Consider the following 13,893-nt stretch of genomic DNA (forward strand, 5'->3'; position numbering starts at 1 on the left):
AACAAATATGTGGTATTTTGCTTGGATTCTTGGGATTTTGATGGCATGTTTTGCAGGTGTGCTCAGTGCGCTCTACATTGAACATCATCAAGATTTAGATGAGGAATAACAACATGACAGAAATCGCAATGACAACAGAAGAAAGTAAGCCTAACAAATTTGCTATGGCAGTTTCATTTTTAATGGCATTGCCTTTAGCTGCGGTTTTATTACTCCATCCTGCAATGATGCTCGATGCCAATGGTCACTATAACCATACGGTTTTAATGTTGGTGATGATCGGGATCTCAGGTGGATTTATTCATGGCGTAGGATTTCTGCCACGGTTTTGGTTATGGAAATGGTTATTTAGCCCTTATGTTGCATGGCCACTCATGCTTTGGGGCTATTACACGTGGTTCTTGACCTGATCCTTTAAAAGAAAACCCTGATTTATTCAGGGTTTTTTATTTTTGATAATCATTAAGATTGTAAGCTGGCTTAATATTCGCGTTATGAAAGTTCATGTACTAAAAAGTATTTTATACAATTTATATAAAAATGGATATTAGGTCTCTTTCATAAATCATTTTTTAGCCAATTGAAAGTTGTAAATTCCAGCAATTAAATTGAATCTCAATCCTAAACGTTTATCTCTATTTCTGTATCTTTCACATAGAATTTTGAATGTTTTTAATTTCCCAAATACATGTTCAATCCCTATACGTCTTTTATTGATTTCTCAGTTATAAAACTTCAGCTCTTCTGCTAACTTTTGTCCCTTTTTTGCCTTCACTGGAATTAGGCTATTCTCATAAATATCGTAAATCCCTTGATAGCCTTTATCTGCTAATATAAATGAATCTTTTGGTATCAATTTCAAGTTTTTCTTAAACAATTCAAAATCATGTTGACTACCTTTGCACATACTCAAGCTTAATATTTCTTGTGTTTTATAATGAATTATTGCTTGAACTTTAAACGTATGGGCTTTTTTCTTACCACTATAGCTTATTTTCTGTTTTTTTAGGGCGTTGAATTGGAATTTCTGTTGCATCGACAATAATAACATTCCAATCGAATCCTTCTCCCTTAGGTAATTTTTTCTGTAAATCAAATGGTAATACCCCCATTATTAATTGAGGTCAAAAATAGAAAGTTCTAAGCCATTGTTATCATTTAAAGTTAGGTGGCCTACCATCAATCGCCATATGAGGTCTTTCATGATTATAGAAGTACTGCCACGCTGTTGTACAGTTTTGAACCTCCTCAATATTTTCAAATAAATGCTGATTTAAGCATTCATAACGTACTGTTCGATTAAAACGTTCAACATAAGCATTCTGCTGTGGATTACCTGGTTGGGTAAAGACATGCTCAATTTCATGCTGTTTACACCACTCATCCATTAATTCGCTAATGTATTCTGGACCATTATCGCTACGTATTCGCTTAGGCTTACCTCGCCATTCGATCAATTGATCCAAGTCTCTCAGAACTCTTTGGGCAGGCATAGAAAAGTCTACTGCCATGATCAAAGACTCACGATATAGTCATCAATGACATTGTGGACACGATAACTTCGTCCATCACTCAACTGATCATACATAAAATCCATCGACCATGATTCATTCTGAACAACAGGCACCGTAAGCTTCTCAGGGATTTCACGTTGTATTCGTTCGTTTGGTTTGATTCTTAAATTTAGCTGAAGCTCCTTATATATTCGATAAACTCGCTTATGGTTCCATTTGTACTGCTTAACGTTGCATAAATATAGAAAGCACAGTTTAAAACCCCATGTTTTATGAGTATTCGTCAGTTGTATTAAGTATTCCGCAATCTGCTGATTCTCATCATCCAAACGAGCCTGATAACGATAGCAGGTTTGACTCACGTTGAAGACCAAACAGGCCATGCAGACTGAAATATTAAATTGCTCAATGGCTTGCTGAGCAAGTAATTTGCGCTGTCGTGGCCTTAAAACTTTTTTGATAATGCATCTTGTAGTACATCTGATTTAAGTCGCTCATCAGCATACATTCTTTTTAAACGTGCATTTTCAGCTTCGAGCTCTTTCAAACGGGTCATCAATGAGAGATCCATACCACTGTATTTCGTCTTCCATTTATAAAATGTTGCTGTACTCATTCCATGCTCTCGGCAAAGATTGGGTACAGGTGTGCCTGCTTCAGCTTGTTTTAGAATGCTCATGATTAAATATAAAAATAATGATATTTAAATCAAATCATAAATATACACCCTCCGACTATTTAAAATATCAACTTCAATATATTTTATAGGGTAACATTTCACACTACTTTTAATATTTTTATAAAAATAAAAACTTTTCTTTGAAAAAGGGAAATTAATTGAACTTACATCCAAATAATAATAAACTTTTCCATCAATATTTACATCATACTCTTTAAAAGAATTTTTATAAAAATAGACTTTCTGTAGTGACAAACACCCATGTATAAAGTACTCTTTCTCAGCCAAATACATAGCCTTTTTCTTGAAAAAATAATTTTCACCAAATTCGGAAATACAAAAAATAACGACTATTAAAATAAATAAAATCGCCATCTTTTTATCTGATATATTTTTTATATTCACAATAGGTCTCTTTCATAAATCAAAAAATGCTCAGTTAATTGCTTATTTTTAAATCACAATATTTCTTAAATTTCATGCATAATTTAAGAATGAGATATATTGATATTCAAAAGCTTACAGATATTCAATTTAAGAGACTAACAGGCATTTCTTGGTCAACTTTTAATGTCATGTTAAATGAACTCAAATTACATGTTCCTATAAAAGGTAGACCATGTATTTTGAACTTAGATGAAGACATTTTTTATAGATCTTATATAAGAGCCAAAATACTATTTTAAAAAATACGACATAACAACCAAATAACGCCAAATAAATTAATTCACTATTTTGTGTAGCATGACAACGTTCACCCATAAAACATCTAAATACGATATGGAAATATGTCTTTGCCCAAAAAACAATATAAAAGCCTACAGCAATGGTTAAGCCCAACTTCAATAGAATTGGATCGTTATTTTTAAGATTTTTTAGAATTTGAAAAGTGCGAATCTGAGCCAAAGCAAAACCCCACAGACCACAAAAAACCAAACTAAAAATCAAAATTTGAACTAGAGCGAATTTCATTCACTGTTTAAACCTCTGTCAAAGCTCATAACTAATCTTGTTTTATATCATCACTGATGTGCAGGCGGATATTTTAGGAACTTTTATTCTGAATTAACATACATATTTATATTTTTAAAATTGTCTAACAAAATCTTTGATAATTCTTTCAATCTAAGCTTAACACCTCCCCCAGTTCTGCTATGCTTAGGGTTATAAATAATTAAACACGGAAGAATCGCATGAGCGTAACTATTGGTACTCCACTCCAATCTTCTGCTTTTAAAGTACTCCTTTTGGGTTCAGGAGAATTGGGCAAAGAAGTCGTGATTTCATTACAACGCCTAGGTGTCGAAGTACATGCAGCAGATCGTTATGAAAATGCGCCCGCAATGCAAGTTGCACATTTTGCTTATGCCTTAAATATAGCAGACCCTGAACAATTAAAACAACTCATCGAAAAAGTAAAACCAAACTTGATCGTGCCAGAAATTGAAGCCATTGCGACACAAGTCCTCATTGAAATCGAAGAACAAAATATTGCAACCGTCATTCCTTCTGCCAAAGCGGTCAATCTCACCATGAACCGTGAAGGAATCCGTCGTTTGGCTGCTGAAGAACTCGGTTTACCGACGTCTGCTTATCGTTTTGCAAATAGTTTAGAAAGTTTCCGTGCAGCATGTGATGATATTGGCTATCCAAACTTCGTTAAACCTGTCATGTCTTCATCAGGTAAAGGTCAATCACGCGTTAAAGCATTTGCTGAAGTTGATGCTGCTTGGGAATATGCACAAACTGGTGGTCGTGTTAACCAAGGTACCGTCATTGTTGAATCACAGATTGATTTTGACTTTGAAATCACCCTACTGACTGTACGTGCTAAAAATCCAGAAACAGGCGAAGTTGAAACCCATTTTTGCGATGCAATTGGACACCGCCAAGATGCAGGTGACTATGTAGAAAGTTGGCAACCGCAACCCATGACGGATGCTGCCTTAACTGAAGCCAAGCGTATTGCCGATAAAGTGACTGTTGCACTCGGTGGTTGTGGTATTTTTGGGGTAGAACTATTTGTCAAAGGTGACAAAGTATGGTTTAGTGAAGTATCACCACGCCCGCATGATACTGGTTTAGTCACGCTTGCTTCACAATTCCAAAGTGAGTTTGAACTTCATGCACGCGCAATTTTGGGCTTACCTGTCAATACAGCACGTCATAGCGTTGCAGCAAGTGCTGTGATTTATGCAGGTGTCGATGCGAAAAATTTAGAATTTTCTGGCTTAAATCTTGCTTTAGAAAATCCAAATACAGATTTAAGACTGTTTGGTAAACCTGAAGGTTTTAAACGTCGCCGCATGGGTGTGGCAACAGCACGTGCTGAAACAACAGAACAAGCACGTGAGTTAGCATTTGAAACGGCTTCAAAAGTCACAGTGCAACAGAACTAATGTTTTAGAAAAATTTACGGACAATAATTTTATGATCAACACGTCTCCTCTGTTGAATTACGTCAGTAGTAATCATGATATTCAAGCCATTAACCAATGGCGTACCGATGTAGAACAACAACTGCAGGAGGCGTTTGAACAAGGACAGCCCATTCGTGAGGTGATCCATACCCGTTCTAATTTTATTGATGAAGCGCTGATTTTTTTATGGCAACATGCAGGACTCGATCAAACAGATTTGAGTCTTTTTGCGGTCGGTGGCTATGGTCGCCGTGAGATGTTACCCTACTCTGACGTAGACATTATGATCTTGTCAGAAAATGATTTAACCGCTGAACAAGAACACATTGTTTCGAGTTTTATTTCCTCTTTATGGGACGTTGGTAACTTTAAACCAGGAGTTAGCGTTCGTAGCATTCAAACTTGTTTTGAACAAGCTGCCAATGATCTCACAGTCGCGACGGCATTAATCGAAGCGCGTTTGATTACAGGCAATCAGCACTTGATCAAATGGCCACGCCGTGTGGTTTCACAGACATGGACAGATAAAACCTTCTTTGATGCAAAGATGGATGAACAAGCTCGCCGTTATGCGCAACATAATAATACTGAAAGTAATTTAGAACCCGATATTAAAAATGCACCAGGCGGCATTCGCGACATCAACCAAATTGGTTGGATTGCAAAACGTCATTTCCGTGTCAATCGCATTTATGACCTCGTCCATTTAGGGTTTATTTCAGAGTTTGAACTTGGTGTTTTAGAAGAATCTGAAAATTTCCTTTGGGAAATTCGCCACCATTTACACCGTTTAACCAAACGTGATGAAAATCGTTTATTGTTTGATTATCAACGTGAAATTGCAGGTATTTTCGGCTATAAAAAAGAAGAAGGTAAACATATCAATTATCCAATTGAACAGTTTATGAAACGCTATTATCGGACTGCGCAGCAAGTGTCTACCTTAAATGAAATGCTACTTGCCTATTTTAATGAGTCAGTCATTACACCACGTTTGCCCAATTATGAACGTAATATTGAAATCATCAATGAACATTTTAAATTGGTCGATGGCAAACTTGCCGTACAACATCACAAGATATTTTCTGAAAATCCGAGTGCCATTTTAGAAATTTTCTATCTGTTGGCAAATCGCCCTGAGATTCAAGGGATTCGTGCAAGAACCTTACGTTTATTGACTTTGGCGGCTAAACGTATCGACCAAAATTATCGTAGTAATCCTACTCATCAAGCCTTATTTATGGCAATTATTCGTTCACCTTATCGTTTGTATGACACGATGGTCGCGATGAAACGCTATGGTGTTTTAGGAAATTATATTCCAGCATTTGGACAAATTATGGGCTTGATGCAATATGATTTATTCCATATTTATACCGTTGATGCACATACATTATTGTTGCTCCGTAATTTAAATCGTTTTAAAGAACCTGAATTCGCTAAAGATTATCCTGTGGTCAGCTCGGTGTTCCAACGTTTAAACCGCCGAGATATTGTATTCCTTGCAGCCTTATTCCATGACATTGCCAAAGGTCGTGGTGGTGATCATAGTGAATTGGGTGCAGTCGATGCGATTGAGTTCTGTCGTGCACATGGTTTTACTGAACGTGAATGTAACCTTGTGGCTTACCTGATTCAAAATCATTTATTGATGTCTATCACAGCACAGAAAAAAGATATTTCAGACCCTGATGTGGTAAAAGAATTCGCTGAAAAAATTGGCGACATGGAACATCTGGATTATTTATATACCTTAACTGTTGCCGATATTAACGCAACCAATCCAAAGCTTTGGAATACTTGGCGTTCATCATTAATGCGTCAACTCTACACACATGCGCGCGATGTGATTCGCTCAGGTTTAGGGCGTCCTGTCGATTATCAAATGCTGATCGAAGACAGTAAATTTGCAGCCAGTGAAATTTTAGTCGATGAATTTGCCTTAGATGAAGTTGAAAAAGTATGGCAAGAACTGGGCGATGAGTATTTCCTTAAAGAATCAGCCGATGAAATTGCATGGCACACACGCGCCATTTTGCAGCATGGTGATAATCCTGCACCATTAGTGCTCTTACGTGCGCACCGAAAAGCAGCACAAGATGCTGTGCAGCTGTTTATTTATACACGTGATCAACCAAATTTATTTGCAACCACGGTGGCTGTACTTGATCGTATGAATTTAGATGTACAAGATGCGCGGATTATCACTGCGACCAAAGCATTTAGTTTAGATACTTATGTGGTTCTAGACCGTTTCGGAACTTTATTAACAGATCCTGATCGTGAAGAAACAGTCAAAGAAGCGCTGGTGAAAGCCTTAAGTCAGTCAGATAAATATCCTGGGGTAATGCAACGCCGTATTCCACGCCAACTGCGTCACTTTGACATTGAAAATACTGTGGATGTCAGCTTGAATGAAGCCTTACAGCAAAATATGGTTGAAATTGCAACCTTAGACCACCCAGGTTTACTTGCCAAAGTAGGTGGTCTATTTATGATGCAAGGTTTGGACATTCACTCTGCTAGAATTGCAACCTTAGGTGAACGTGCAGAAGATATTTTCTTTGTCACCAAAAAAGATGGCTCACCTTTAAATGAGGAGGAAGCTGAATTGTTTGCCTCACAGTTAAAGGCAGCTTTAGATGAAGCTTCTCATCAAGTTTCACACCCACACTAATGTTTAGTGTGATCATTTAATTTTATTTTCACATCATGGTAATTGTTTCATGAACTCAAGTTTGTCTTTATTACATCCTTATCCATTTGAAAAACTTAATCAGTTATTTCAGGATGTACAACCCGCAGCAATGCCTTTGATTCCTCTTTCCATCGGTGAACCAAAGCATCCTGCACCTGAGTTTGTGAAACAAGCGATTATTGATAATTTTAAGCATCTTTCCACTTATCCAAATAGTAAAGGTTTGCCTGAATTACGCCAAAGCATTGCGCATTGGTTAACGCGCCGCTTTAAACTCAATACAATCAGTGCTGAATCTCAAATTTTGCCTGTTTCAGGCACACGTGAAGGGATTTTCTCTTTTGTACAAGCATTAATTAACCGAGATGAAAACCCATATGTGGTGATGCCCAATCCGTTTTATCAAATTTATGAAGGCGCAACGCTACTTGCAGGTGCAACTCCTTATTTCATTAATTGTACTGAAGAAAATGGTTATTTAGGTGACTTTGATGCTGTACCTGCCGAAGTATGGCAAAAAACAGCACTTTTATTTGTCTGTACACCGGGCAATCCAACAGGTGCAGTACTGTCAAAAGAACAATTTAAAAAACTCATTGCATTGTCTGATCAATATAATTTTGTCATTGCATCGGATGAATGTTATTCAGAATTATGGTTCGATGAAGCTCCTGTAGGGTTACTTGAAGTCTGTGCTGAAATAGGGCGTGATAATTACAAAAATTGTATCGTGTTCCACTCTTTGTCTAAACGTTCAAATTTACCTGGGATGCGCTCAGGCTTTGTGGCAGGTGATGCCAACTTACTACAACCTTATTTAAAATTCCGTACTTATCACGGTGCAGCATTGCCTGTACAACATCAGTTAGCATCCATCGCTGCTTGGGATGACGAGCAACACGTCGAAGAAAACCGTCAATTGTACCGTGCCAAATTTGAATTATTTCAAAATGAATTAGGTCACCTTTTACCTTTACAAAAACCTGATGCAGGCTTTTATTATTGGCTAAAAGTCGACAATGATGAACATTTTGCCAAAATGTTGATGGAAAAAGCGCATATCAAAGTGCTGCCGGGACGTTATTTATCTCGTGATACAGCACAGGGGAATCCAGGTGAAAATCATGTCCGTATGGCATTAGTTGCTGACATTGCACAGTGTGAACAAGTCATTCAGCGCTTAAAAGCCATTTTGTAAGCGTGTCATTTTAGAAACACCTTACATCTTTAAATTTCAGTAGATCAAGCGTTAAAAAATCTTCGACCTGTCGGGGATTTTTTTATTTCCAAAACGATTACACGATACATCAACATTTTTCATAAATTTGTCTATACTGCTTAAATGTAAATAACTCTGAAAAAACACAATGAATCATTCAGAACCTTCTTCTCATCAAGGTTTTAGTCGTAAACATTGGCTTATTTTAGCTGTTCTTATTCTTGTCATTTTAGTGACAATTTGGTGGTGGCAATCTCAAGCTAAAAAGTCAGAACAAACGCTTGTCACGCAACCTGCTGAAAAAAGTCAACCTAAAGCAGCTTTAACCGTTACCGTCATTCAACCTGAACGTCAAAATTGGCAACAAACACTCACAGCCAATGGCAATATTGCCGCTTGGCAAGAAGTTGTCATCGGCAGTGAGCTGTCTGGACAACGTATTACCAAAGTGTATGTCAATGTAGGTGATCAAGTAAAACGTGGTCAAGTGCTTGCTGAAATCAATAGTGATACGATTCGTGCAGAATTAGCCACAGCCAAAGCCAATTATAAAGAAGCACAAGCTGTACTGAATGATGCAGTGATTAACAATAAACGTATTCAACAACTGCGCAATACAGGTGCGATTTCAGCCCAAGAGTCAACCCAATACCAAACTTCTCAAGCCACCGCGCAAGCACGCTTAGAAGCTTCAGATGCACAAATTAAAAGTAATGAACTGCGCTTAGCTCAAACTCGTGTCATCGCGCCTGACAATGGTGTGATTTCAGCACGCTCAGCAACGGTAGGTTCATTGGCACAAACCGGACAAGAACTTTTTCGTCTTATCCGTGATCATCGTCTTGAATGGCGTGCAGAAATTACCACAACAGATTTGTATAAACTTAAACAAGGCATGAAGGCGAAAATCATTTCTCCTGATCCCAACCAAAATGCGGTTACAGGAACAGTCCGAATGATCGCTCCTGTGATCGACCCACAAACACGTTATGGTTTAGTTTATGTGGATTTACCCCTCACGCAAGCGGTACGTATGGGTATGTTTGTTAAAGGAGAATTTGAACTCGGTGAACAATCTGCACTGACCATTCCACAGTCGGCTTTGTTACTGCGTGATGGTTTTTCTTATGTATTTGTCGTGCAGCAAAACAACCGTGTGAAACAGCAAAAAGTGACCGTTGGACGTCGTCAAAATGATTTGGTTGAAATTCTAGATTTGCCTGAAAATGTCAAATTGGTGTCTTCAGGTACAGGCTTTCTTAGCGATGGTGACTTAGTCAAAGTGGCTGCCAATATTCCTGAAACACCTCTCAGCAAACAACTGATGACTCAGCAGGAGAATTAACATGAATTTTTCTGCATGGTCAATCCGAAATCCAATTCCTGCGATTTTACTGTTTATCATGTTGGGACTAGCGGGATTGATGTGTTTTCATTGGATGAAAATACAACAATTCCCCGACATTGAACTCCCCATGGTCACAGTGACTGCGAGTTTACCAGGTGCAGCTCCACCACAACTTGAAACAGAAGTGGCGCGTAAAATTGAAAACTCGATTGCCACCATTCAAGGTTTAAAGAACCAATATGCCAATATTCAAGATGGTGTCGTGGTCATCACCGCAGAGTTTCAGCTTGAAAAACCCTTACAAGAAGCTGTCGATGACGTACGTAATGCCGTTTCACAAATACGTTCTGACTTACCGACAGATGTACGTGATCCGATTGTCAGTAAAATCAATCTATCAGGGTCACCAATCTTAACCTACACCATTCAGTCACCCCGTATGGATGAAGAGGCACTGTCATGGTTTGTCGATTACGACGTTACACGCGCCATGCTGCAAGTCAAAGGTGTCGGTGCTGTGGCACGTGTCGGTGGTGTAACACGTCAAGTTGACGTCGAAATTCAACCTGAAAAATTATTGGCACTGAATGCTACAGCCACCGAAATTACTCGACAGCTACGCCTAACCCAACAGGATGCCTCTGGTGGTCAAACGAAAATTGGCGGTAGTGAACAATCAATTCGTACCATTGCCACCGTCAAGACTGCAGATGAAATTGCAGCGATGGACATTGCACTCAATGATGGACGACATATTCGTTTAGACCAAGTTGCCACAGTAAAAGACAGCTTTGCCGAACGGCGTTCAGCCGCTTTGCTCAATGGTCAACCTGTGATTGGTTTTGAAATTACCCGAAGCAAAGGCGCAAGTGAAGTTGATGTTGAAAAAGGCGTTATAGTAGCCTTAGACAAGTTAAAAGCTGCGCATCCGGACATTAAAATCACTGAAGCATTTAACTTTGTCACACCTGTTGCTGACAATTATAAAGGCTCAATGTCCTTACTGTATGAAGGTGCAATTTTAGCGATTTTAGTGGTGTGGTTATTTTTACGCGATTGGCGAGCAACCATTATTGCCGCAACTGCACTCCCCTTGTCGATTTTACCTGCTTTGATTGGCATGTATTATTTGGGGTTTACTTTAAATGTCGTCACATTATTGGCAATGTCTTTGGTCGTCGGAATCTTGGTCGACGATGCGATTGTTGAAATTGAAAATATCATACGGCATCTACGAATGGGCAAAACGCCCTATGAAGCAGCCATGGAAGCGGCGGATGAAATTGGCTTAGCTGTGATTGCGACAACATTTACCCTGATTGCTGTCTTTTTACCAACAGCCTTTATGAGTGGAATCGCAGGTCGTTTCTTTGTTCAGTTTGGTTGGACAGCCGCTCTAGCCATCTTTGCCTCATTATTGGTTGCCCGTTTACTCACCCCCATGATGTCAGCTTATATTTTAAAACCGTGGGTACATAAAGTCGAAGATGCACAAATAGCCACTGAAGATTCTTCAATCGATCAAGGTCAAGCTGCGCTTGCAAAAGACCGAAAAAAAGATGGTCGTGTCATGCAAGGCTATATGCAGATGGTGACATGGTGTCTACATCATCGGTGGTTAACGTTATCGGCTGCTATTTTATTTTTTATTGGTTCTCTTTCCTTAATTGGTCTATTACCGACGGGTTTTATGCCACCGCCAGATACAGGACAAACCCAAGTCCGTTTGGAGTTAACACCGGGTTCTCAGTTTAATGAAACTTTAAAAACAGCAGAATATGCACGACAGTTAATTCAGAATCATCCCGAAATCAAAAGTATTTATACCACTATTGGTGGCGGTGCTGCGGGTACAGATCCCTTTTCAGGTGGTGCATCCTCTGAGCCACGCAAAGCAACCTTAACGATTCAAATCACACCACGTAGTGATCGTTCTACAAGTTTACAAAGCATTGAAGAGCAAATTCGGCAACGTCTTGCACCCATTCCCGGTGCACGTATTCAAGTCGGCTTAGCAGGAAATAATAGTCAATATCAGTTGGCGCTTTCAGGTGATGATTCAGAAAGCCTCATGGCAACGGCATTAAAACTAGAACGTGAATTACGCACTATTCCCAATATCGGCAGTATTACTTCGAGTGCAGCCTTAGTGCGCCCCGAACTGGTGATTCGTCCTGATTTTGCCAAAGCAGCAGATTTAGGTGTAACCACACAAGATATTGCAGAAACTTTGCGTATTGCAACAGCAGGAGATTTTGATCAAAACCTTGCCAAAATGAATTTATCACAACGACAAATTCCTGTGGTCATCAAACTCAGCCTCGAAGCACGCCAAGACCAAGACCTGATTAAACGGCTTATGGTCAAAGGCAGTCATGGCCCTGTCATGCTCGGCACGATTGCTGACATTAATATTGAAAGTGGTCCATCACAAATTGATCGATTTAACCGTATGCGCAATATTAATTTTAATATTGAATTGAATAATCAACCTTTGGGCGACATCACGGCTAAAGTTGATCAACTCCCGACCATGCAAAATTTACCACCAACAGTGAAACGTACAGACATTGGTGATGCTGAAGTCATGCAGGAGTTATTCTCTAGTTTTGGCTTAGCCATGCTCACAGGTATTTTATGTATCTATGTTGTCTTGGTTCTTTTATTTAAAGACTTTTTACAGCCCATCACCATTTTGGTGGCATTACCACTCTCTTTAGGTGGTGCATTTGTGTTGTTGATTTTAACTAAAAGTAGTTTATCCATGCCGAGTCTTATTGGTCTGATTATGCTGATGGGCATTGCCAGTAAAAACTCAATTTTATTGGTCGATTATGCCATTATTGCGAGAAGTGAAAAAAATTACTCTCGTTTTAATGCCTTATTGGATGCGTGTCATAAACGTGCACGTCCTATCATCATGACAACCTTGGCAATGGGTGCAGGTATGTTACCGATTGCGCTTGGTATCGGCACAGATCCAAGTTTTCGTGCACCCATGGCAATTTCTGTCATTGGTGGACTCATTACTAGTACATTCTTGTCTCTCTTGGTCATCCCTGTGATTTATACCTTTATTGATGATCTTTACCGCATCATCAAAGGCTTTAAAAAGTCCAAAGCCTGAGACAGGTCATTTTTGATCTACATCGTATAAACGCCTTCTTCATTTTTTAAGAAGGCGTTTATTGTTTATATGCTTTAGATCTTTTGGCAATGGTAGGGGGGCTCGGTCTAATCCCTTAAAACTTTTGCAAATTTCTGGACTTTTTGCAAAGTTGCAGCTACACCTGATTGTGCCAAACACTCTACAAGCGTTGTTCCTACAATCACCAAATCTGCCTTATTTTTTAATGCTGCAATATCCTGTTCGGTTTTAATACCAAAACCAATACCAATTGGAATCGTAAAATATTGCTTTAACTGAGCAATTTTTTCATCCAAGTTTTGCTGCTGCCGCTGCATACCTGTGACCCCATTTTCTGCCACGTGATACAAAAATCCTTGTGCATTTTGAGCAATCAGTGCCAAACGTTCTTTGGGGGTTGAAGGTGCAGTTAAACAAATAAAGTGGATTTGATTCTGTTCTACATCATGTAAATATTCACTTTGATATTCATAAGGTAAATCTACAATCAAAAGCCCATCAATCAAGCCTTTGGCATCTTGTAAAAATTGTTGAAAGCCATATTGCAAAATTGGGTTGACATAGCCCATGAGCACAATTGGTGTTTGCTCATCTTTCAGACGAATTTCTTTGACCAATTGTAAGGTTTTTGCCAATGTATGTCCTTGTGAAATCGCCTGATGATGTGCCGCTTCAATCACTTCACCATCAGCAACAGGATCTGAAAATGGCATACCTAATTCAATAATATCTGCGCCTGCTTGCCCAATTTGGGTTAGTAATGCGACATTACTTGAATAGTCAGGCGCCCCTGCCGTGAAATAACACACCAAACCACTACGTTGTTGCTGCTTTAATTGCGCTAAACGAACATCTAAACGATTCATC

At 38.9% G+C, this 13,893-nt stretch carries 9 protein-coding genes and 2 pseudogenes; 7 read left to right on the forward strand and 4 right to left on the reverse strand.

Annotation, left to right across the window (positions count from 1 at the left end; translation table 11 throughout):
* Positions 1-7: 7 nt before the first annotated feature.
* Together cydX and G0028_RS10990 are read left to right on the forward strand one after the other, a co-directional pair.
* Complete coding sequence (gene cydX, locus G0028_RS10985; RefSeq protein WP_002120988.1) at positions 8-109, forward strand: cytochrome bd-I oxidase subunit CydX; 102 nt, start codon at positions 8-10, stop codon at positions 107-109.
* A gap of 4 nt (positions 110-113) precedes the next feature.
* On the forward strand, positions 114-410 hold the full coding sequence (locus tag G0028_RS10990) for a cyd operon YbgE family protein (RefSeq protein ID WP_130073304.1): 297 nt from the start codon (positions 114-116) through the stop codon (positions 408-410).
* 155 nt (positions 411-565) lie between these two features.
* Here G0028_RS10990 and G0028_RS21365 read toward each other — a convergent pair.
* The 3 genes and pseudogenes from G0028_RS21365 to G0028_RS11005 all read right to left on the reverse strand — a co-directional run bounded on the left by G0028_RS21365 (position 566) and on the right by G0028_RS11005 (position 2,598).
* A pseudogene (locus G0028_RS21365) lies at positions 566-1,051 on the reverse strand (transposase).
* Positions 1,052-1,154: 103 nt separating this feature from the next.
* A pseudogene (locus G0028_RS11000) lies at positions 1,155-2,193 on the reverse strand (IS3 family transposase).
* 24 nt (positions 2,194-2,217) lie between these two features.
* The gene (locus G0028_RS11005; RefSeq protein WP_180045937.1) at positions 2,218-2,598 is read right to left on the reverse strand and encodes a hypothetical protein; all 381 of its coding nucleotides are present in this window, start codon (positions 2,596-2,598) and stop codon (positions 2,218-2,220) included.
* A gap of 788 nt (positions 2,599-3,386) precedes the next feature.
* Between G0028_RS11005 and purT the strand changes: the two genes are divergently transcribed.
* The 5 genes from purT to G0028_RS11030 all read left to right on the forward strand — a co-directional run bounded on the left by purT (position 3,387) and on the right by G0028_RS11030 (position 13,005).
* A complete protein-coding gene (gene purT / locus G0028_RS11010; RefSeq protein ID WP_180045939.1) occupies positions 3,387-4,592 on the forward strand; it encodes a formate-dependent phosphoribosylglycinamide formyltransferase in 1,206 nt (401 codons plus the stop codon).
* A 31-nt stretch (positions 4,593-4,623) separates the two neighbouring features.
* Entirely contained in the window at positions 4,624-7,290 is a 2,667-nt protein-coding gene (glnD, locus tag G0028_RS11015) for a [protein-PII] uridylyltransferase (protein ID WP_174492475.1), read from the forward strand.
* Between the two features lie 49 nt (positions 7,291-7,339).
* Positions 7,340-8,509 carry a succinyldiaminopimelate transaminase gene (dapC, locus tag G0028_RS11020; protein WP_180045941.1) on the forward strand — a complete coding sequence of 390 codons (1,170 nt, stop codon included), beginning with the start codon at positions 7,340-7,342 and terminating at the stop codon, positions 8,507-8,509.
* Between the two features lie 169 nt (positions 8,510-8,678).
* On the forward strand, positions 8,679-9,875 hold the full coding sequence (locus G0028_RS11025) for an efflux RND transporter periplasmic adaptor subunit (protein ID WP_130073298.1): 1,197 nt from the start codon (positions 8,679-8,681) through the stop codon (positions 9,873-9,875).
* A 1-nt stretch (position 9,876) separates the two neighbouring features.
* Positions 9,877-13,005, forward strand: a complete 3,129-nt coding sequence (locus G0028_RS11030) for an efflux RND transporter permease subunit (protein ID WP_180045943.1) — start codon at positions 9,877-9,879, stop codon at positions 13,003-13,005.
* 107 nt (positions 13,006-13,112) lie between these two features.
* Here G0028_RS11030 and trpA read toward each other — a convergent pair whose 3' ends face one another.
* Positions 13,113-13,892, reverse strand: coding sequence for a tryptophan synthase subunit alpha (gene trpA, locus G0028_RS11035; protein WP_180045945.1), 780 nt, complete (start codon positions 13,890-13,892; stop codon positions 13,113-13,115).
* Position 13,893: the final 1 nt, after the last annotated feature.

The sequence above is a fragment of the Acinetobacter piscicola genome, assembly GCF_015218165.1.
Lineage (GTDB): Bacteria > Pseudomonadota > Gammaproteobacteria > Pseudomonadales > Moraxellaceae > Acinetobacter > Acinetobacter piscicola_A.

Bases quoted from the DNA above. Each gene is read 5' to 3' on its own strand.
- cydX (WP_002120988.1), top strand. From the start codon at position 8: ATGTGGTATTTTGCTTGGATTCTTGGGATTTTGATGGCATGTTTTGCA.
- G0028_RS10990 (WP_130073304.1), top strand. From the start codon at position 114: ATGACAGAAATCGCAATGACAACAGAAGAAAGTAAGCCTAACAAATTT.
- purT (WP_180045939.1), top strand. From the start codon at position 3,387: ATGAGCGTAACTATTGGTACTCCACTCCAATCTTCTGCTTTTAAAGTA.
- glnD (WP_174492475.1), top strand. From the start codon at position 4,624: ATGATCAACACGTCTCCTCTGTTGAATTACGTCAGTAGTAATCATGAT.
- dapC (WP_180045941.1), top strand. From the start codon at position 7,340: ATGAACTCAAGTTTGTCTTTATTACATCCTTATCCATTTGAAAAACTT.
- G0028_RS11025 (WP_130073298.1), top strand. From the start codon at position 8,679: ATGAATCATTCAGAACCTTCTTCTCATCAAGGTTTTAGTCGTAAACAT.
- G0028_RS11030 (WP_180045943.1), top strand. From the start codon at position 9,877: ATGAATTTTTCTGCATGGTCAATCCGAAATCCAATTCCTGCGATTTTA.
- trpA (WP_180045945.1), bottom strand. From the start codon at position 13,892: ATGAATCGTTTAGATGTTCGTTTAGCGCAATTAAAGCAGCAACAACGT.